Source organism: Lactobacillus rizhaonensis (genome assembly GCF_036246345.1).
GTDB classification, from domain to species: Bacteria; Bacillota; Bacilli; order Lactobacillales; family Lactobacillaceae; genus Lactobacillus; species Lactobacillus rizhaonensis.
Window position 1 is genome coordinate 112,076 of sequence record NZ_BTTV01000005.1, and the last position, 20,710, is coordinate 132,785.

Annotated in this window: 22 protein-coding genes, 1 tRNA gene and 1 other annotated feature; of the genes, 20 read left to right on the forward strand and 3 right to left on the reverse strand. The window is 35.7% G+C overall.

The genetic code is table 11. From position 1 onward, the window contains the following. Positions 1-29: 29 nt before the first annotated feature. Positions 30-1,067, reverse strand: coding sequence for a PTS sugar transporter subunit IIC (locus AAA915_RS07370; RefSeq protein ID WP_338201108.1), 1,038 nt, complete (start codon positions 1,065-1,067; stop codon positions 30-32). Positions 1,068-1,581: 514 nt separating this feature from the next. Between AAA915_RS07370 and AAA915_RS07375 the strand changes: the two genes are divergently transcribed. After that, a complete protein-coding gene (locus AAA915_RS07375; protein WP_052724654.1) occupies positions 1,582-2,067 on the forward strand; it encodes a hypothetical protein in 486 nt (161 codons plus the stop codon). Between the two features lie 88 nt (positions 2,068-2,155). Here the strand turns inward: AAA915_RS07375 and AAA915_RS07380 are convergent. Next, positions 2,156-2,229 (reverse strand) — tRNA-Arg (locus tag AAA915_RS07380). Positions 2,230-2,430: 201 nt separating this feature from the next. On the opposite strand from AAA915_RS07380, the gene AAA915_RS07385 reads away from it, so the two are divergent. From AAA915_RS07385 to AAA915_RS07460, 16 genes are all read left to right on the forward strand, one after another. Next, the gene (locus AAA915_RS07385) at positions 2,431-4,194 is read left to right on the forward strand and encodes a DUF2207 family protein (protein ID WP_338201111.1); all 1,764 of its coding nucleotides are present in this window, start codon (positions 2,431-2,433) and stop codon (positions 4,192-4,194) included. Between the two features lie 85 nt (positions 4,195-4,279). Beyond that, positions 4,280-5,599, forward strand: coding sequence for a DUF2325 domain-containing protein (locus AAA915_RS07390; RefSeq protein WP_338201113.1), 1,320 nt, complete (start codon positions 4,280-4,282; stop codon positions 5,597-5,599). Positions 5,600-5,772: 173 nt separating this feature from the next. Next, complete coding sequence (locus tag AAA915_RS07395) at positions 5,773-6,612, forward strand: YitT family protein (RefSeq protein ID WP_338201115.1); 840 nt, start codon at positions 5,773-5,775, stop codon at positions 6,610-6,612. A gap of 87 nt (positions 6,613-6,699) precedes the next feature. Then, positions 6,700-6,774 (forward strand) — a sequence feature (ribosomal protein L21 leader region). A gap of 13 nt (positions 6,775-6,787) precedes the next feature. After that, the gene (rplU, locus tag AAA915_RS07400) at positions 6,788-7,102 is read left to right on the forward strand and encodes a 50S ribosomal protein L21 (protein ID WP_046332289.1); all 315 of its coding nucleotides are present in this window, start codon (positions 6,788-6,790) and stop codon (positions 7,100-7,102) included. Positions 7,103-7,115: 13 nt separating this feature from the next. Then, positions 7,116-7,409, forward strand: coding sequence for a 50S ribosomal protein L27 (gene rpmA / locus AAA915_RS07405; RefSeq protein WP_038523172.1), 294 nt, complete (start codon positions 7,116-7,118; stop codon positions 7,407-7,409). 138 nt (positions 7,410-7,547) lie between these two features. After that, a complete protein-coding gene (locus AAA915_RS07410) occupies positions 7,548-8,657 on the forward strand; it encodes a M24 family metallopeptidase (protein WP_338201118.1) in 1,110 nt (369 codons plus the stop codon). A 72-nt stretch (positions 8,658-8,729) separates the two neighbouring features. After that, positions 8,730-9,299 (forward strand): elongation factor P, encoded by a 570-nt coding sequence (gene efp, locus AAA915_RS07415; RefSeq protein ID WP_046325073.1) that lies wholly within the window; start codon positions 8,730-8,732, stop codon positions 9,297-9,299. 17 nt (positions 9,300-9,316) lie between these two features. Next, complete coding sequence (locus AAA915_RS07420) at positions 9,317-9,775, forward strand: Asp23/Gls24 family envelope stress response protein (protein ID WP_046325072.1); 459 nt, start codon at positions 9,317-9,319, stop codon at positions 9,773-9,775. Then, entirely contained in the window at positions 9,753-10,145 is a 393-nt protein-coding gene (gene nusB, locus AAA915_RS07425) for a transcription antitermination factor NusB (RefSeq protein ID WP_110446241.1), read from the forward strand. Before AAA915_RS07420 ends, nusB begins: the two co-directional genes overlap by 23 nt. 57 nt (positions 10,146-10,202) lie before the next feature. Next, positions 10,203-11,051: a tetrahydrofolate dehydrogenase/cyclohydrolase catalytic domain-containing protein gene (locus tag AAA915_RS07430; protein ID WP_338201123.1), complete on the forward strand. Its 849-nt coding sequence runs from the start codon at positions 10,203-10,205 to the stop codon at positions 11,049-11,051. After that, positions 11,041-12,399 (forward strand): exodeoxyribonuclease VII large subunit, encoded by a 1,359-nt coding sequence (xseA, locus tag AAA915_RS07435; protein ID WP_338201125.1) that lies wholly within the window; start codon positions 11,041-11,043, stop codon positions 12,397-12,399. Before AAA915_RS07430 ends, xseA begins: the two co-directional genes overlap by 11 nt. Further along, entirely contained in the window at positions 12,389-12,631 is a 243-nt protein-coding gene (locus AAA915_RS07440; protein ID WP_338201127.1) for an exodeoxyribonuclease VII small subunit, read from the forward strand. The genes xseA and AAA915_RS07440 overlap by 11 nt, the downstream gene beginning before the upstream one ends. A 12-nt stretch (positions 12,632-12,643) precedes the next feature. Then, the gene (locus tag AAA915_RS07445) at positions 12,644-13,510 is read left to right on the forward strand and encodes a polyprenyl synthetase family protein (protein WP_338201129.1); all 867 of its coding nucleotides are present in this window, start codon (positions 12,644-12,646) and stop codon (positions 13,508-13,510) included. After that, positions 13,510-14,322: a TlyA family RNA methyltransferase gene (locus tag AAA915_RS07450; RefSeq protein ID WP_338201131.1), complete on the forward strand. Its 813-nt coding sequence runs from the start codon at positions 13,510-13,512 to the stop codon at positions 14,320-14,322. Before AAA915_RS07445 ends, AAA915_RS07450 begins: the two co-directional genes overlap by 1 nt. A 9-nt stretch (positions 14,323-14,331) precedes the next feature. Continuing rightward, entirely contained in the window at positions 14,332-16,020 is a 1,689-nt protein-coding gene (gene recN / locus AAA915_RS07455; protein ID WP_338201133.1) for a DNA repair protein RecN, read from the forward strand. Between the two features lie 17 nt (positions 16,021-16,037). Beyond that, on the forward strand, positions 16,038-16,925 hold the full coding sequence (locus AAA915_RS07460) for a GNAT family N-acetyltransferase (protein ID WP_338201135.1): 888 nt from the start codon (positions 16,038-16,040) through the stop codon (positions 16,923-16,925). A 32-nt stretch (positions 16,926-16,957) separates the two neighbouring features. Here the strand turns inward: AAA915_RS07460 and AAA915_RS07465 are convergent, their stop codons facing one another. After that, positions 16,958-17,233: a hypothetical protein gene (locus tag AAA915_RS07465; protein ID WP_122026205.1), complete on the reverse strand. Its 276-nt coding sequence runs from the start codon at positions 17,231-17,233 to the stop codon at positions 16,958-16,960. 177 nt (positions 17,234-17,410) lie between these two features. Between AAA915_RS07465 and gmk the strand changes: the two genes are divergently transcribed. The 3 genes from gmk (at position 17,411) to priA (ending at position 20,706) form a co-directional block, all read left to right on the forward strand. Continuing rightward, the gene (gene gmk, locus AAA915_RS07470) at positions 17,411-18,025 is read left to right on the forward strand and encodes a guanylate kinase (RefSeq protein ID WP_338201138.1); all 615 of its coding nucleotides are present in this window, start codon (positions 17,411-17,413) and stop codon (positions 18,023-18,025) included. A gap of 1 nt (position 18,026) precedes the next feature. Further along, positions 18,027-18,245, forward strand: coding sequence for a DNA-directed RNA polymerase subunit omega (gene rpoZ, locus AAA915_RS07475; protein ID WP_046325061.1), 219 nt, complete (start codon positions 18,027-18,029; stop codon positions 18,243-18,245). Positions 18,246-18,306: 61 nt separating this feature from the next. Continuing rightward, positions 18,307-20,706, forward strand: a complete 2,400-nt coding sequence (gene priA, locus AAA915_RS07480; RefSeq protein ID WP_338201141.1) for a primosomal protein N' — start codon at positions 18,307-18,309, stop codon at positions 20,704-20,706. Positions 20,707-20,710 lie beyond the last annotated feature (4 nt).

The window sequence follows — 20,710 nt, forward strand, 5'->3', positions numbered from 1 at the left end:
GATAACTATCAGTTTTTGATTGTTTTTAATTAATTGAAATCTAGTTCAAAGTCTTTACTTGTAAAAAGATGTACTTTGCTATTGAAGAGGTAGTTCATCAATATGCCCAATGCAATTGGCAAAAAGAAGAAAAGAATTGCAATTAGAAGAATATTGAACAAATTTGCGGGCCGATTTGCCATTGCCGCAATGGGCCCGATTAAACCAGAAAAACCAAACCCCGCACTCATTGGTGTTCCTTGAATTTGAAAGATTGCTCCCAAACCACCCATGATGCCAGCATTGATTAAAAGTGGAATAAGTAGTTTAGGATTAGTCATTAAATTAGCCATTTGCATTTTGGGAGAACCCAAGAAGTGAGCGATTGATGTCCCAAAACTATTGGATTTCCACCCAAAAACTGCTAACGCAAAAGATACAGCTGTAATACCGAGATTAGCAGAGCCAGAAGCAATACCGGAAATGCTGATTGCAGTGGCGATACCGACCGAAGAAATTGGAGAAACAATAAGCAGACCGAATACTATTCCCATCAGCATGCCCATAATAATTGGCTGTAAGTCTGTCAGTTTTTGGACTCCTAAGCCGATTAAACTGGTGAATTGACCAACTGGTATGCGCGTCAGACAGCCGATTCCACCTGCTATTAGTAAAACTAAAAGGGGAACCAGTAAAATCGTGTATGCCTTTAATTTTTTACCAAAAAACAATACTAATCCGTAGGCAATCATAATCGTAATTGCGGTATTAATGACATCACCACTGCCTGTTACAGTGATTTTACCGTTATTCATCATAAAATTACCAGCGCCTGCTGTTGCTGCTAAAGCGATGGATGAAGTTTGAATAGGTGTCAATTTTCCAGTCATGCCGACACATACCGCACTAATTGCTGGTAACAAGGCTGAAGCAAAGCTAGTTAGGGCTAGGATAAAACTCAGCTGCGGCATGCTGGGTAAAAGTGCTTTTACCAGTTGGTTAATTAATGCTCCCGGAATTAAGGCTACAACTATACCAGTTGATAAGCCGTTCAGGGTATCTAGCGTAATCTTTTTTAAAGTATTCATTTTACTCTCCTAAATAAAAAACTCACACAGATGACGACAACTGTGTGAGTCTTCAGAGAAGAAAGTACTTAAGTCTTTAAACACACAATTGTCATGAAGATTGAACTGTGTGTCTAAGACAATGACAAACCAGGCACTCAGATCAAATAGCTGAAGTACCAGAAATAATATTTAACTTGCGGTTGATTAATTTTTTTAATTGCCGTCATAATCTTTACCTCTCATAAATATTTAAGCAATATCATAACTTAATAATAAATAAAAAGCAAGTCTCAATTTGATTTAATTTAAAAATAGCTGATACAGCAGCTAATTGAGTAATTTGAAATCATCCTGCTTAAGTAATACAAGTAAGCTCAATATTAAAATACTAAATCAACTAGATATTATATTTTTAATATTACCAGAGCTAAAAAGCCGAAAAAATTACAAATAAAAGCTTTGAATAACTCTGTGGTAACGACTAGAATATTCTCAAGTAAAATATAAATATATTCTATTGTAAAAGAAAGAAGTGTTTATTATCACACTGTTTATTAACTGTATCAGTTTTTTGGGTGACTGGTTACTATTTGCGTTTCCTCTTTACCAGGGATTAATGGAGCTTTATGACTACGAATGGTTTTTAAAAGAATTTAATCAATCAAGCAAAGCACAGCCTAAGATTTCTCCTCTTTACTGGATTATACCTATTGTCAAAATATACCTTGAAAAAAGACGAGCAGTCAAAATTTTGGGCAGTATTATCAAAAATGAATCGGATTTACGTACAGCTATGAGTTTTATTGACAAAGCAACTGCATGGTATTTTGTTTCTCTTGGTGGTTGGTTAAAGATGGTATCTTCTCTATATGAATTTATCGGAGAACTTCATGAAGACAGCATATTGTTGCTAGTTGGCGGAACCATAGTCTTAACATTTTTAGGTATCTTTTCAGGTTATTACCGGTTGAATCCGAAGAGACAAAGAGTATTGATTTCAAAAATTAAGAAAAACTAGAAACTAGCAAAAATAAAAGAACTATAACAATTCTGTTATAGTTCTTTTATTTATGAGTTTAAACAAGCGTTAACTATTTATAACAAAATGATCCGGGTGAGATTCGAACCCACGACCCACGGTTTAGAAGACCGTTGCTCTATCCAGCTGAGCTACCAGACCGTCAGTTTTGCGTATTCCTGCGCAAGAACAGTAACTATTATAGAGAAAAATTTTTGTAATTGCAACCAGAAATTGCGATTTTGTTTAAATAATTTTAAAGCAAGGTTGATGTTAGCAAAGAAGAGATTGTAAGATTAATATGTTAATTGTAGTTTGTAATCGGTATAATTAAAATAATTATTTTAAATGATTGGAAAAATTATGAAACATAAATTACTAAAATTTATCTGTCTCTTAGGCATGCTTTTACTTAGCTTAACCCCTGTACAAAAAGTAAAAGCCGATGTTGATTATGATATTGCTAAAAATATCACAAGTGCCAAAGTTAATTCTGATGGTTCTTTGTCGATGAAAAGGGCAATTACCTATCAATTCAATAGTCGAGCACATGGCGTTTATTACCGGCAAGTTTTAAATTCAAATCAAAAAATTGAAGACGTAAAAGTACAGGTAAAAAATGAAAATGAAAAAAGAGAAACAATTAATAACTATGTTCTTAAAAAAATGAAACGTGGATATCGCTTTAAAGTATTTTATCCCATAAAAAATCACAGTCATTTTACTGTGACGTATTTTTATCGCATAACCAATGCTATTACTAATTATCGTGACGTTGCTGAACTTAATTTTAAGATTATTGGTAATGGTTGGGACACTGACTTAGACTATGTCAAGGCAAGCGTAATTTTTCCAAGGCCTGTTAAAGGACTGAAAGCCTGGGCCCACGGGCCGCTTGATGGCTACCTTAAAGTTAATCCTAAAAAAGGAAAAATTGTTATGATAGCTGAGAATCTTGGTGGCGACACCGGTATAGAAGTTCATACTATTTTCCCCTTGAGTATCACAGCCAAAAATAAAAATGTTAAAAATAAGAATCACCGAAAAGAAGTTATAAAGCAAGAGAAAGAATTAGCTCAAGCAACTATTAAAAATAGGCGGAAAAGAGAAAGAAGAAGTATTTGGTTAATAGCACTAAGTTTGATTGTAGGACTTTTGGGTATTATTAAAGGCTTCAGAACAAAAGCGGTTGGTTTGAAGCCGCGCAAGAGCCGCGAATTGGCTCATAATTATGAAATACCTGATGTAGATCCAGTATTAGCGCAAATTTTGGATACTGCTAACAAGCCAGATAATAAGGCCTTTACGGCATACTTAATTAGCTTAGCAGCTAAGAAAAAGATCAAGATAGAAGATTTTAAGGTTCATCGTAAAACTTATTACCAAATAACATTGCTAGACAAAAGTATTCTTGATAATGATATTTTAATCAAAACTCTATTCAACAGCGTTGGTGATGGTAACCAATTCACGACGCAAGAGTTGAAAAAGTACCATGGTAAAAAGCTTGGAAACTCTTTTGATACCTGGGCAACTAATTATTTTGACAGTAAAGAAAAACAAGTATATTTACCTGATACGTTGACGAATAGTCGGTCTAAAGTTATCGGTATTATTATTTTGACGATGGCAGTGAGCTTTGCATCTGCGGTGATTGCATTAACAAATTCTTTAAAATATCTTTTGGTAATAGTTATAGGTGAAGCTTTAATTCTGCTTTTGAGTCTTCTTGCTTTAGTTTATAGTAATAAAAAGATTGGTATTTACTCTGAAAAAGGCAAAAATGAAACTGAAAAGATACGCGGTTTTAAGAAAATGCTGAGAGATATCGGCAAGTTTAAAATGAAAGATGTCGGTGATCTCATACTATGGGAAGATATTATGCCTTATGCCGTTTCTTTCGGTTTGGCAGATAAAGTAATGAAAGAAATGAAAATCGAATTCAGTGAGGAAGAGATTCAAAACAGTAATTACTTCTATTATGGTTTTATTTCAAACACGGGCAAAGACAGTTTTTCTTCCAACTTTGATTCTTGCTTTAGTGACGGTATATCTTCTAGCTCTAGCAGTTTCTCAAGTGGTTCATCCGGCGGCTTTGGCGGAGGTTCTGGTGGCGGAGCTTTCTAGTTTGTCTTCTGACTAAAAGCCTGGCTTAAAGATTGGTTTTTGCATTTGCTATAATTAAGTAAATTTTTAAAAAGATAGGTAAATTATGTTCGATTATCGCAATAATTTAAAAAGAATTATTAATCAGACAGCTGGGGATGATAAGAGCTTAAAAAATGGGATAGCAGCAATTAAATTAATTTTGGGCATGACTGATGAACAGACTGCAACAGTAACAGCTAAAAATAATATTGAAGTTGACTTGCAGCAACTTAATTTACTATTAACCAGCTTAGCCGGGTTAATTAAAAATCCTGGAGATATTGCTAGTAAGAACACAGCACTTTCGGCAATTCAAAAATTAACGCTTGCTCCAAATATTAATAAAAAATATCGCCAAAATTTGGTTAACCTAAAGCAAGCAATTAATTTGATGCAAACGCCTAAGGATATGATTGATAAAAAAGTTTTCGAAGAAGCCCTTGAAATTCCCCAAAAGAGTAAGAGAGATTATCGGAAAGGAAAACGCTATACAGTAATTCGTTTGCTATCTGGCTGTGATTTGATTAATGATAGTAATAGAAGAGTGTATACGTTGAAAGAGTCTCAAATTCATTCCTTAAACTTAAAAAGTGGTGATATTGTAGAGGCCGTCGCAGAAGATAAGGATTCACATTATGAAGCAACAATTTTACGCGTTGTTGGCTTTCGTGAACTGCCGTCTATGGAAGTTGATTCAATCTCAACATTTAAATATGCGGTAGTGCAAGGACGTGCAGGACATTTATCTATTACTCGCAATGCACAAGGAAAGAAATTGCGTGTTAATGGTAAGGCGGTTCTTCTTCCTGTTGATTCGAGTAAGTATTGGGATGAAAACATTAGATTAGTTGATGGTTCAATTGTTGACTTGGCTTGGTATGCCGGTGATGTCCGTTTGAAAAAAAGTCCTGAAGATGCAATTCAAATCCGTTGGGTTTATGAGCTTGAGCAGCCGCAGAAGCATAGTACGGCTAAAAAGAAAAAAAGTACTACTGCAGAAAAAGATGATAACTTAACTAAACTGGCTTTGGATTTACATTATCAAAGAGTAGGCATCGCTATTGGTAATAACCAGAATGAAGCAATGCTGGAAGGGATAGTCAAAAGGTATAATGGTATACCTATCCCCATTGATGCTTTCCAGGGCAAGAAAAAAATCATGGAAAATCAGATCAAGGATCTGGATATAGTAATCTTGGTAACGGCATTTGCTGCTCATGACAGTACTTGGAATATTAGTGAATTTGCTAGTAAATATCACATCAAATTTGCTGTTAGTTCAAGTAAAGGCTATCAAGCGTTTGAGCGGGCTTTGTACCGTGCGGAAAAGGGTTTGCCAGCCTATGAAGGTAATCAAACAATCGATTATCAGGTTGCCGATTGATAGCCAAATTAATTTTCTTTATAATTTCTTAATAATTTAAGAAATAAAGGTCAACCTTGTGTTTTTAGCTCATGCAATTTTACTGTACGTTAAATAGAAAACCCCTATTTCTTGCATAATTTAGCATTTTTCCTGTACAATATTAAATAACAATTTTATGGAAGGAAGATGAGATGAAAACAAAAACGCAAACGCATACCTGGCAATATTGGCTTTTTTTCTTAGCTGGTTTGGAAATAATTACAATATCAATAAATTTCTTTTATGCTCCTATTAATGTTGCTGCAGGTGGTTCTACGGGTATTTCAATATTGATTGATGCCGTTTGGGGAATTAACCGCTCTATTTCGGTATTTGTAGTCAATGCTCTGATGCTTATTTTAGCCGCTATCTTTTTAGGTAAAGAAACTTTGAAAAAAGTGGCTTTAGGCAGTCTTTTAGTACCTGTGTTAATGGCAATTACTCCAAGTTTTAAATTGACTTCCAATAATATGCTTGCAGTTATCTATGGTGGGGTCTTAATGGGTGTTGGTGTTTCAATGCTATATCGCATTAACGCTTCATCCGGAGGGACTACAATTCCGCCTCTAATTATTAAAAAGTATTTTTATATTGATCCCGCACTGTCATTGATGGTTATCGATATGTCTGTTATTTTTCTGAATATCTTTGTTGATGGCACTGAAGCCTTTTTGCTTGCAGCTTTTTCTCAGGTAATTACTACAATGACTATGCGTTATACAGAAACTGGTTTTGATAAAAAATATCAAGTGCGCATTATGAGTAACAATAAGTTGGAAGAAATTCGTCAAATGTTGCAGCAGGATTATGATGGCTTGACCGTTTACAATGTCGTAGGTGGTTATAGTGACCAGGATAAGCAACAGCTGGTGATTGTTGTTGATACTAATGAATATGGTCAGCTAGTTGCTAAAGCCCGTAAAATTGATAGTGAAGCATTTATCGTCACAGAAAACATTGCCAAAGTTCATGGTGGTAAATGGCAAATTTAAGCCTAACTTAGCTGATAAAGAAACCATTTTTTATTGCTAAATGAACTTGATAGTAGTATGATGTAGTAGTTGTATTTGTGGGTTCCTCCACATCTGCAACCGCACATTTTGAGGTAATAAGTCTTGTTTAGAGCACCTCAATTGGCGAGTCTAAGTAATTTTTGGAGGGTAGTAAATGTACGCAATTATTAAAACCGGTGGAAAGCAATATAAAGTTGCTGAAGGCGATAGTGTTTTTGTTGAAAAGCTTGATGCTGCAGAAGGCAAGGAAGTTACCTTTGATGAAGTAGTTCTTACTTCAGATGGCAAGGACGTTAAAGTTGGTACACCGTTAGTTAAAGGTGCTAAAGTTGTTGCTAAGGTTGAAAAGCAAGGTAAGGAAAAAAAGGTTGTAACCTTTAAGTACAAGCCTAAGAAGCACTCACATTCAAAATATGGTCACCGTCAACCTTATACTAAGGTTACAGTTGAGAAAATTGAATTAAACTAGAGGTGAAATAATAATGAATATTTTAAATCTTAAATTATTTGCCCACCACAAGGGTGGAGGTTCTACTGCCAACGGACGTAATTCAGCAGGTCGTCGTTTAGGCGCTAAAGCTGCTGACGGACAAACTATTCATGCTGGTTCAATCATTTATCGTCAACGTGGTACAAAGATTCACCCTGGTAAAAACGTTGGCCAAGGTGGAGACGACACTTTGTTTGCTTTGGTAAATGGTGTAGTTAAATTTGAGCGGAAAGACAAGTACAGAAAACAAGTTTCTGTTATTCCGGTTGAAGAAGAAGCTAAGTAATTTAGTTTTTAAACCAAAAGACGAAAAGCATATGCTTCTCGTCTTTTTTCTGCTTTATTTGAAAAAGTAATGATGGTATTGTATATCCCTTTAGGGTTAAAATTGAGGTAAAAGTTTGATATACAGGAGAATACAAGCATGACTGAACAAAATGATTTATTAACATTACTTAACAGGCGAATACAGAAAGTAACCAAATTAATTAAAGAACGTAATGCCGATGGCTTGCTGATTTTTAATCAAGCTAATTATCGTTATCTTACTAACTTTACAGGTGAAGAAGCACAATTAATTTTAACTGCTGAAGGGGAACGGATATTGCTGTCTGATTCACGCTTTAATGACCAGATTAAAGCTGAAGCTCCGGGCGAAATTGACGTGGTAATGAAAACGAAAGATCAAGACGTTGAAATTACCAATCAATTGAAAAAAACTAATTTGAAAAAAGTTTTAATCGAAGGTGAATTCGTTTCAGCGGTTGAATTCACGAAATTACAAAAACTAAACCCGCAGGTTGATTTTGAGATTTGTGAAGAGTTAGTCGAGCAAGTCCGCAACGTCAAAGACCCCCTTGAATTAGAAGCATTACGTACAGCCATTAATATTTCAATGGATAGTTTCAATGAAATTTTACCTTTAATTAAACCAGGGGCTGTCGAACGGAAAATAGGGGCAAAGTTAGATTACTATTTCAAAGTCAATGGCGGTGATGGTCCTAGTTTTGATACCATTATTGCTTCGGGTGTACGTTCTGCTTGGGCTCATGGGGTTGCCAGTGATAAAATGATTGAAAATGGCGACATGGTTGTAATTGATTTTGGTGCATTTTATCACGGTTATGCAGCTGACATTACCAGAACTGTTGCAGTTGGCAAAGTCGACCAGGAAATGCATAAAATTTACAAAATCGTCCACGAAGCACAAAGACGGGGCATTGAAGCTGCAGTTGTTGGCAATCATGGTTCTGATGTTGATCGAGCAGCCAGAAGCTATATTGCTGAACAGGGATACGGACAGTATTTTGGCCATGGAATAGGTCATGGTATAGGACTTGAGATACATGAACTTTGTCAGCCGGCTTTGCCTTTTGGTAAACAAGAATTAATAAATAATATGGTTCATACAGTTGAACCAGGAATTTATTTACCAAATAAGGGTGGTGTCAGGATCGAGGACGATATATTAATCAACGATAACACTCCTGAAACACTATCTACTTTACCTAAAGACGACTTAATTTCTTTGTAAAAGATAAATAATAATTATAGTAAAATCGCTTACTAATTGGTAAGATAATATTATGGAGATGAGGTACTCAATATGACAATGATTTCAGTTAATGAGTTTAAAAATGGTTTAACTATTAAGTATAATAATGACTTATGGCGAATTGTTGAATTTCAGCATGTTAAGCCTGGTAAAGGTAGCGCTTTTGTTCGTTCAAAGTTAAAAAGCTTGAACACAGGTGCAGTGCAGGAATACACCTTCCGTTCGACTGCTAAAGTTGAAACTGCGGAAATAGAAACCAAGGCTATGCAGTATTTGTATAATGATGGCTCAAGTTACGTTTTTATGGATACTACAACCTACGACCAGCTAGCAATTCCCAATGAACAAGTAACCGATGAAGCAAAGTTCTTAAAGGAAAATATGAACGTCAGTGTAATTATGCATGATGGTAAGACATTAGGAATTCAATTACCGAACACTGTTGAATTGACGGTTACCAAAACAGAGCCTAATATTAAGGGTGATACCTCATCAGGTGGTGGTAAGCCCGCAACAATGGAAACGGGTCTTGTTGTTAACGTACCTTTCTTCATCAATGAAGGAGACGTTTTAGTAATTAATACGGTCGATGGTACATACGTATCTCGCGCAAATAAATAATTTTTCGAGGTAAAAAAATGGCAGATAGTTCAAAAATTGTCTTAGATGATAAAAATAACGGTGAAGAAATTGAAATTGATCCTAGTGTTCTTGAAGTTATTATGGGGATTGCTGCCGAAAAAGTGGATGGAGTTGCCGAAATGCACGGTAACGTCAAATCTGGAATTAATCGCGTTTTAGGTAGAGAAAACCATGGCAAAGGCGTCTCTGTTAACATTGATGACGAACACAATTTGACCGCCGATGTTTATGTTAGCATTGAAGCAGGAAAAAATGTGCCTCAAATAGCAACGAACTTGCAGAAGTCTTTGAAACAACAGGTTTTACAGATGACAGATTTAACTCTTAGCGAAATTAACGTGCATGTTACCGGTCTAGAATTCCCAGATGAGGAAGAAGAGGATGGTAGTGGTACTTCACAACTATTTTCTGACATAGATGAAAAGGGTAAAAATGAATCAACACGAAAGTCGTAGAGTCGCAATGCAGGCCGTTTATTTAGCAAACCAAGATCTTAAATATACGGCTAGTGAAGTTGAAGCTAAAACTGTTGCAATGCTTGATTTGAAAGAACTTCCTGCTTATTCTAAAGAAATAATTGAAGGAGTAATTGAAAAGCGGGATGAGTTAAAAGGTGAATTAGCTGGTTTTTTAAAGAAAAACTGGCGGATTAACCGTATTAACCAAATTTCGCTGGCTATCTTGGAAGTTGCTTTGTATGAAATAAAATACAGTAAAGAAATTGAGCCAAAAGCTGCAGTTAATGAAGCTTTGAACTTGTGTGATGAGTTTGCTGATCCCAAAGATAAACCATTTATTAATGGTATGTTAGCAAACTTTATCTAAAAATATCTTATAGTCGGCTTTATGCCGACTATTTTTTTAGAAAAGGAAATGACAATAATGGGACAGCTTTTAGATGGCAAGCGCTTGGCTGATATTCGTGCTCAAAAATTGCAAAAGCAAGTCTGTGAATTAAAATCACTGGGGGTGCAACCACTATTTTGCGTAATTAATATTGGTAATGATTCCAGTAGTAAAATTTACCTCAAAACTAAAAAAAGAAGAGCAGATGAAATTGGCATAAAGCAAAAACTATTTCAATTACCAAAGGCGATAACACAGCAAGAGCTATTAAAATTAATTAAACGTCTGAATAATGAAAAAATCGTCAATGGTATCATGGTTCAATTACCTGTGCCACAGCAGATTAATTTAAATGAAGTTTTAGCAGCTATTGATCCTGAAAAAGATGTTGATTGCTTAACGCCTTCAAACATAGGACGTTTATGGCAAGGGGATCATTTTGTTGAACCCGCAACAGCACACGGTATTTTGGCTTTACTAGACTATTATCACATTACTTTGAAAGGTAAAAATGCTGTAATAATAGGTAGAAGTAGTATTGTAGGCAAACCATTAGCTGCATTAATGCTTGAAAGGGATGCAACAGTTTCAATTTTACATTTAAAAACCAAAAATTTGGCAGAATATACCAAAAGAGCTGATATCCTAGTGACAGCAACTGGGCAAGCTAACTTAGTCACTGCTGATATGGTCAAAAAAGATGCAGTTATCATAGATGTGGGCATCAGTCGTGTTAAAGGGAAAACTGTCGGTGATGTCGATTTTGCTCAGGTAGCGCCACTGACCAGCTTTATTACCCCAGTGCCAGGCGGAGTTGGGCCACTCACAGTTGAATCTCTTATGGAACAGGTTGTCCAGTTAACAAGGAGAAATTATGGAAAGTGATAAATATCTCACAGTTTCGGACCTAAATTACTATATAACTCAAAAGTTTAAAAACGATCCCTACTTACATAAAGTATTTCTTCAGGGTGAATTGTCTAATTTCCGTTATCGTCGCAACTCTCACCAGTATTTTTCACTAAAAGATGAAAAATCTAAAATTAATGTAGTAATGTTTCGTTCATATTTTGATAAAGTAAAGTTTAAGCCTGAAGAAGGAATGAAAGTCTATGTAACTGGTTACGTTAGTGTTTATGGTCCACAAGGTTCTTACCAGTTTTACGCAGAATCGATGGAACCTGCAGGGCTAGGAGCCTTATATGAACAACTGAAACAGTTGCAAAGAAAACTAGCAAATGAAGGATTGTTCGATCAAAAATATAAAAAGCCTTTACCTCATTTTCCTGATTATATTGCCGTTGTAACCAGTGCCTCTGGCGCCGTGATCCATGATATTTTAGTGACGGTTAACAGGAGGTTTCCTCATGCAGAAGTTGATTTGTTCCCCGCTCAAGTCCAGGGAGATTCGGCTGCTGATTCATTAATATCTGCTATGAAGCAAATAGCTCAGTTTAAAGACAAATATGATGTCATGATAATTGGTCGTGGCGGTGGCTCACTTGAAGATTTATGGCCTTTTAATGAAGAAAGTGTTGTACGACAAGTGTTTGCTATGGAAATGCCGGTTATTTCTTCAGTAGGGCATGAAACGGACACTACATTATGTGACTTAGTTGCAGATGTGCGCGCTGCCACACCCACAGCAGCTGCTGAATACGCCACTCCTAATTTGGCAGATGAATTAATTAATATTCGTCAAATGCAAAATAGTCTTGTTTCTAGTATGCAAAATACAATCAGAATTAGGCGAGACACTTTAAATCATATTAATAATTCTGTTATCATGCGAGAACCTACACGACTGTATGATGAACAGGCACAAACATTAGATCTTTTAAGAGATAATTTACATAATAATATGGTGCGTCAATTGGAACGCAAAAGGCAAAATTACCAGTTGGAAAAGCAAAGACTGCTTACAGTCAGTCCTAGTAAAAAAATTGCATCGCTATTACAACAAACAGATTTTTATTATCAGAGGTTAGTTGCAAATACGAAGCAAAGTTTACAAGTAAAACGTAACGCTCTGAGTCAGACAGCGCAGCAGCTTAATGATTACAGTCCTCTCAAAACTTTGGACAGGGGTTATGCTTTTGTTACTGATAAACAAAATAAAACTGTTAGTTCTATTGATCAGGTTAAAATGAAAGATGAAGTCAAACTGCATTTTAAAGACGGACAAGCAACAGCAATAATTGGTTCAATTAGGAGAGAAAAAAATGGCCACTAAGAAAAATAATTTTGAAGAAGAATTAAAAGAATTACAGACAATTGTTAGTAATTTGGAAAACGGTGATATTCCACTAGAAGATGCTCTTGAGCAATTTCAAACAGGTGTCAAATTAAGCCGCAATTTAAATAAAAAATTAACTGAAGCTGAAGAAACAGTAGCAAAATTAATTGAGAGTGATGGTTCTGAACGCAAGCTTGACCCCAATGATGCTGCTGCACCTGAAAAATAAAGAAGAGTAAAAATGACATTTAAAGATTTTAAAGCAACATGGACTCCGGTAATAGATAACTTTTTAAGAGAACATCTTGAAAGTGAAGTTGCAGATAAAAAAATAAGTCAAATCATGTCATACTCAGTTATGGCTGGTGGTAAAAGACTGCGTCCCTTACTATTTTTAGCAACTTTAGATGCACTGAAAGCCAAAATTAGTGACAACGAGATAAGGATTGCGTGTGGAATTGAATTAATTCACACATATTCATTAATTCATGATGACTTACCCGCAATGGATAATGATGATTTTCGTAGAGGAAAATTAACAAGTCATAAAAAATGGGGTGAAGCTGAAGCGATTCTTGCTGGGGATGCACTATTACCAATGGGAATTCAGTGGATCGCTCAAGGAAGCAAGTCTGCCAATTTAGTGAATATTATTACACAAGCAGTGGGTCCTAATGGTATGGTTGGCGGTCAATATTTAGATATCGACTCTACTAATAATGAAAGTGTTGCCCATAATTCTGAATTTATTAATAAAATGGAATGGTTAAAAACGGGCTGTTTACTCAGAGCATGTGTTGAAATGGGAGCAGACTATGGTCATGCAAATACCTCCCAAAGAAAACAGCTTCTTCAATTCGCCCATGCTTTTGGCCGCTCCTACCAAATTTATGATGATCTAGTTGATGTGGTTGAAACAAGTGAGGAAGCTGGTAAGAAAACGCATAAAGATTCCGAAAATGGTAAGAATAATACATTAACTTTACTTGGAATTTCACAAAGCCGTGAAGAGTTATCTGCTCTAATTAATGAAGCTCAGCAATCTTTAAAAAATATTGATTCACATGTTTTAATGGGATTTCTTGATTTATATAAAAAGGTATTGTAATGGAAAAGAAGAGAGCAGATATTTTATTAGTTCAGCAAGGATTATTTCATTCGCGAACTCAGGCTCAGCGGGCTATCATGGCCGGATTAGTTTCCGATCATAATCATCAAAGAATTGATAAAAGCGGTACTAGTTTTCCAGTTGACGAGATATTTTATATCAAAAAAAATGATAAGAAGTATGTCTCTCGCGGAGGTTTTAAGCTTGCAAAAGCCCTAAAATCTTTTCAGATTGATTTAACAGATAAAATCTGCCTTGATATTGGCGCTTCTACTGGCGGTTTTACAGATGTAGCTTTACAGAATAAGGCTAAGTTGGTTTACGCATTGGATGTTGGTTATAATCAACTCGCATGGCAACTCCGGGATGACCCTCGCGTAATTGTGATGGAAAAACAAAATTTCCGTTATAGCCAGCTTAGCGATTTTACTCACGGACAGCCTGACTTTGCAATGACAGATGTCTCTTTTATTTCACTCGATTTGATTATGCCGCCAATGTTTCAGATTTTAAAAGATGGCTGTGATGCTGTTTGTTTGATAAAGCCGCAGTTTGAGGCAGGTCCACAACATGTTGGCAAACACGGAATAGTCCACGACCATGCTGTTCATTGTGCTGTCATTAAGCATACAATTACAAAAGCAAGAGCAATTGGATTTAATGTTCTTAATATTGATTATTCACCGATAAAAGGTGGCAAAGGTAACATTGAATTTTTGATACATTTACAAAAAAGAGAAAAAGATGGTGGAAAATTGTTATGGTCCGGAACCCCGGAAGAAGTGGTTGCGCGGGCTGTTGCCGATCTTTAGGAGAAAGAAATGTTAGTTGAACTGGATATTAAGAATTTTGCAATTATAAAAGCATTGAAGGTTCGCTTTCAAGAAAATATGACTGTCCTCATTGGTGAAACTGGTGCTGGGAAATCTATTATTATCGATGCAGTTTCTTTATTAATGGGCAGCCGTGGTCAAAAAGAAATGATTCGCAGTGGTGAAAAAAAGGCTGTTGTTACAGGTTTATTTGAAGTCGACCATGTGACTAAAAAAATTAGCGAAATTTGTGAAAAATATGGTATTCCCGATTCAGACAACCAATTGGTTATCAGCAGAGAATTAGCTGCTAAAGGACGCAATATTGTTCGAATAAACGGTCAATTAACCACAATTAATGTTTTACGAGAGCTTGGTAATTATCTGGTTGATATTCATGGTCAAAATGACCAACAAATTTTAATGGATCAGGATAGACAGATCGATTTGGTTGATAATTACGCGTCAAATGATTTTAAACAAGAGCTCTCACTTTACCAATCAAATTTCAAAAAATGGCAAAAGCTAACAGCCCAAATCAGCCATTTGCATAAAAATGCACAGGAAATGGCACAGAAACAAGACATTTTGTCCTTTCAAAATGATGAACTATCTAAGGCTGACCTGAAAGATTCGCATGAAGATGACCAACTTGAAGAAGAATATAATGAATTAAATAATTATCAGAAAATTGTTGATACAGCTAACTATTTAATGCAATTATACGATGATGAGGATCACGGTATTGAAACTTTAATAGGTAATGCTCAAAGTGCAGCGAATGAACTTACAGAGTATGGTGCAAAATTTAAAGATATTGCAAAGACTATTGATGATGGGGTTTTCGCTTTAAGTGATGCTCGCAGTGAATTATCTAATGTTCTTGACGAAATGGACTTTGATGAAGAAAGGTTTCAGTATGTTTCAAGCAGGTTAGATTTGCTTAATTCACTCAAGAAAAAATATGGCCCTTCATTAGAGGATGTTTTTGCTTTTTATGACAAAATCCAGACCGAATTGGGTCAATATGAAGCTGGAGGACTTGATGAGGAAAAGTTGCAAAAGCAGCTCAAGAAGTTGGAACAAGAGCTTCAGGCTGAGGCAAAAAGTCTTCATGAAATGAGAAAAAAAGTAGCTGCAAGTTTGGAAAGCAAAATTAAGCAGGAACTTTCAGATTTATACATGGCTAAGGCTCGCTTTAGTATTGATTTTAGAACGACCAAAACTTTTACTAATAAAGGCACAGATAATATTGTGTTTTTAATTGCACCAAACCCGGGTGAAGAATTGATGCCTTTGGTAAAGATTGTATCTGGGGGTGAACAATCCCGTTTAATTTTGGCGCTAAAAGCAATATTTAGTAAAGTTGAACCAGTGGGAACAATGATTTTTGATGAAATTGATACTGGTGTTTCTGGTCGTGTTTCTGCAGCAATTGGGCAAAAATTGCATTCAATTGGTGAAAATAAACAAGTTATTGCCATTACACATTCACCGCAAGTTGCTGCTGCAGGAGACCAGAAATATTTAGTAGCAAAAAAGGTGAAAGATGGTGCTACTTATACTCAGATTGGGCCTCTAACTCAAGAAGAAACAATTACTGCAATTGCAGAAATGATGGCTGGTAGTGACGTGACGCAAGCAGCTAAACAAAATGCCAAGGATTTGATGAGAAGCTTTAAAAGAAAAAAGAAATAATATTGAAAGGTAAAAGAATGAAAGTTATTGAAAGAATTACTTTAAATAACGAGGAGACTAAACAGGCTGCTGGTTTAAATAAAAGAATAAATAAAGCTGATAACACCTATTCAAATATTTATTTAAGCAACAAGTACAACTATTTCAGTGATATGCCAACATTTGTCTTAGCTTATGAAGGACAAAAGTTAATCGGTTTAACAATGCTTTATGCTGATGACGGCCCTGATGAAGAAGTAGAGGTTCACTTGATAGTTGATCCTGAATTTCGCAGGCACCATGTTGCTACAAAAATGTGGGAACATACCAAACAAATTATGTTGCAATATGGTTATCATAAATGGGAATTTGTGTCAGAAAAAGTTTTTTTAGCAAAAAATCCAGACTTTTTAGCGAATTGCAACTTAACTGTGGTCAAAGAAGATTCTGATTACTACATGCGGACTGCAGTTCCAGTATCAATTGAAAAGACTGACAAATTAAATCAAATTTTAGCAGTTAAACTTTTAACCGAGAAATATGTTGATCAAGTTGCTAAGGCTCACAGCAATGCTTTTAGAGATGCTATTGCCACATCCACTAAGTACATTAAAAATTCCTTGTTGGATAAGGATACCAAAAGTTTTATTTTATTAAAAGATAACGAAGTTGCCGGCTATTGTGCTGTGGATCATGGTGAAAGCGAGGACTATTTCTTCGGATTGTTTATTGATAAGCCATTTCGCGGACAAGGTTTTGGTACATTTTTTATTAAAAAGATGATTGCAATTTTGCAAAAAGAAGGTAGTAAAGTTTTTGCTTTAAATGCTGATGTTGACAATAAAGCGGCAATTCACATTTATGAAAAAGCGGGCTTCAAAATACTAAGCGAAACAATGTATTTAAAAAGCCAAGAATCACATTGATTCCTGGCAATAAAGTATTTTAGTAAAATTAATTATTCAAGATCAATTCTGAAAATATTATCAAGATCAATAATCTTAATAATTTTTTTATTTACTGAACGTAAAACAAAGCGACCTGCAGAAATACGGTTGATAATTTGTCCGATTTCACTTGTTCCATCCTGATAACTGATTAGTACATATGAGCGGCCAAGTAGAGCTCTATTAAGCTCAGCTAAAATTTCATAATTATATTGGCTGTAAATACTTAATTTTTCATCGTCATAATCAAAAAAATAGTGACAAAGTTTTTTTAGTGAGTTTTTCATCAAACCATCCCTTGTATTTAACCGAACATTTGTTTGACAATTTATATTATAAGAACATCTGTTCTAAAAAACAAGTATTAAATTTAAATTTTTTTGCTGGTTAAAAATACCATGACTTGAAAATATTATCATTTTAGTGCAAACTAGATACAATAGCTTTTCATAAGGGAGTTTGGCATGACAGAAAAAGGTTTGTTACTTGTCCTTTCGGGCCCTTCGGGAGTAGGTAAAGGTACCGTTAAAAGTGCAATTGTGAAGAATAAGGTTTTTCCATTTGAATATTCCGTGTCCATGACCACTAGACAGCCACGTCCAGGAGAGATCAATGGTAAAGATTATTTTTTTGTTACTGAAGAACGATTTAAGCAGGCAATCAGTCAAAATGAACTTTTGGAGTATAATCAATATGTGAATCATTTTTATGGTACTCCTAAGGCACCAGTTGAAAAAATGCTTGATGAAGGTAAAGATGTTCTGTTGGAAATTGACGTTAATGGTGCCCAAAAAGTTAGACAACTAATGCCTGATGGAGTGTTTATTTTTCTCACGCCGCCTGATTTGCATACATTACATACCAGGTTGGAAAATCGTGGTACCGAATCAGAAGATGTGATTATGGGTCGAATAAAGCAGGCTCGTCAAGAAATTCTGGTGATGCAGGATTATGATTATGCTGTTGTTAATGATACAGTTGCCAATGCAGTTGATCATATTAAGGCGATTGTTGAAGCTGAACATGTCAGTGTAAAGCGTGTTATTGATACTTATCGCAAAATGGTTAAGGAGGACTAAAATGAGAGTTACATATCCATCTATTGATAAATTGTTGGCACAGGTTGATTCAAGATATTCTTTATCAGTTCTTGCGGCCAAAAGAGCACATGAATTGGAGGACGGCGACCCTGAAGCTTTAAAAAGCTACAAATCACAAAAACCAGTTGGTAAAGCTTTAGAAGAAATAGAAGCTGGTAAAGTTACCGTTGATCCCAATCATCGCGAGGTTAATCAGTAATTAATAAAATTTATGACCTCCATCCTAAAAGAGATGGAGGTCATTTTTTGAAGGTGATTAAATGATTGCACAAGTAATCGTTGATGTTGCGGCTAAGCAAACGGATCGAGTCTTTGAATATCATGTGCCGAAGGAACTTGGTAAAGTTGAAATAGGCTCAAGGGTCTTTGTACCTTTCGGACCACGCAAATTACAAGGCTTCGTGGTAGGACTAAATAAAAAAAGTCAATATCAAGGTAAATTAAAAGATTTACTTTTAGTGGTTGATGAAATGCCTCCGCTAACTTTGGAACTAGTAAAGCTATCAAAGGATTTAGCTGATAATATTTATTCTTATCGCATATCAATTTTAAAAACGATGCTTCCAAGAATTATGCGTGCCAACTATCGTAAAATTTTGGTTCCTAATTCCGCAAAAGCGCAAAAAATGGGTCTTTTCCAGGGAGACCCATTGGATTTAACTAAAATAACCGACAATAAGCAAATTGCCGCAATACGTCAATTATTGCATTCAAATGATGCCAAAGTTGAATACCTTGTTGAAAATAAAGCCCGGGTTAAAACTGAAAACGAATATTCTTTATGCAAAACTAAGAAAGAATATGGCAGTATTTACGAGTCATTAAGGAAAAATGCTGTCAAACAAAAGCAGCTCATTATGTATTTAATCGAAAATTTTAATAATTTTCCTTTAATGCAAAGTCAAATTGAAAATAATACACACCTCAATACAGTTTCATTAACCAATGCTGTCAAAAAGGGCTGGCTTAATAAAAAGCAGATTGAAAAATATCGTGATCCATTGACAGACTATAATCGCTCCAAAGATGAGTCTAAAAAAATTAAGCTAAACAAGGATCAAAAAGAGGCACTTAACCATATAGTACCAGCAATTAAAGTAAAAAGGTCACGTATCTTCTTGTTGGAAGGTGTGACTGGCAGCGGTAAAACTGAAGTCTATTTAAATGCTATCAGCGCTACACTAAAAGAGGGCAGAAATGCTTTAATGATGGTTCCAGAAATATCTTTAACTCCACAAATGGTTGACCAAGTCAAAAGCAGATTTGGTCAACAAGTTGCTGTTTTGCATAGCGGCTTGTCTGAAGGCGAAATGTATGATGAGTGGCGCCGCATACGACGTAATGAGGTCCGTGTTGTGGTGGGAGCCAGAAGTGCAGTTTTTGCGCCCTTAGAAAATATTGGCTTGATCGTGATTGACGAAGAGCATGAATCATCGTACAAGCAGGAGGACAATCCGCGCTATCATGCTCGGGATGTTGCAATTTGGCGCAGTAAGTATCACTCTTGTCCCCTAATATTAGGCAGCGCAACCCCGTCTCTTGGAAGTAGGGCACGTGCACAAAAGGGCGTTTATCAGTTGTTGAGGTTACCACATCGTGCTAATAAACAAAGTTTACCTAAAGTTAACATTGTGGATTTAAAAAAGGCAAACTATACTGGTGGGCAGTTTGATCTTTCTACCGAGTTGGTTAAAGCAATAGAGCAAAGAATAGCTAAAAATGAGCAGGTAATTTTAATGTTAAATCGGCGGGGCTTTGCTAACTTTATGCTTTGTCGTGAATGTGGCTATGTCATGAAGTGTCCTAATTGCGATCTTTCATTGACTATGCATAAAGATACAAATAAAATGCAATGCCATTATTGTGGTTATTCCACTACAGTTCCTGAAAATTGTCCAAATTGTCAAAGTAAAAAAATACGATTTTTGGGAACTGGCACCCAAAAAGTGATGACGGAGCTAAATCAATTATTACCAGGTATTCGTGTCTTACGGATGGATGTGGATACCACAAGAAGAAAGGGTGCATTTAAAAAGATTCTAGATGCATTTGGCAATCATGAAGCTGATATATTGCTGGGCACGCAAATGATTGCTAAGGGACTGGATTTTCCTAATGTGACACTGGTAGGGGTTGTTAATGCTGACACGGGTCTTTGGCTGCCAGATTATAATGCCTCTGAGCGCACTTTTGAATTACTGACTCAAGTGGCAGGCCGAGCTGGTCGAGCTCAAAAAAAGGGAGAGGTAATCATCCAAACATTTAATCCAGGTCATTATGCGGTTAGACTAGCTGAGACTCAGGATTATGAACGCTTTTATCAATACGAAATGCGTGTTAGACATGCTGGTAATTATCCTCCATATTTTTATACTGTTTTGGTCTCAATTGCTGCTAAAAAAGAACAAAATGCTGCCAGAGAGGCTTTTAAGATAAAAAAATGGTTACAGCCAAAATTACACCAATCAACAATAGTTTTAGGCCCGACACCTAGTGCAATTTCACGTCTAAAAAACAAATATTATTATCAAATACTGGTAAAATATAAAAAAGAAGACAATCTTAACCAGTTGTTACATCAAATCCAAGATTCGGCCCAAAAAATCAAAAAGTATGGCTTATCTGTCTATATTGATAATGAGCCTGAACGCATAATGTAAAGGG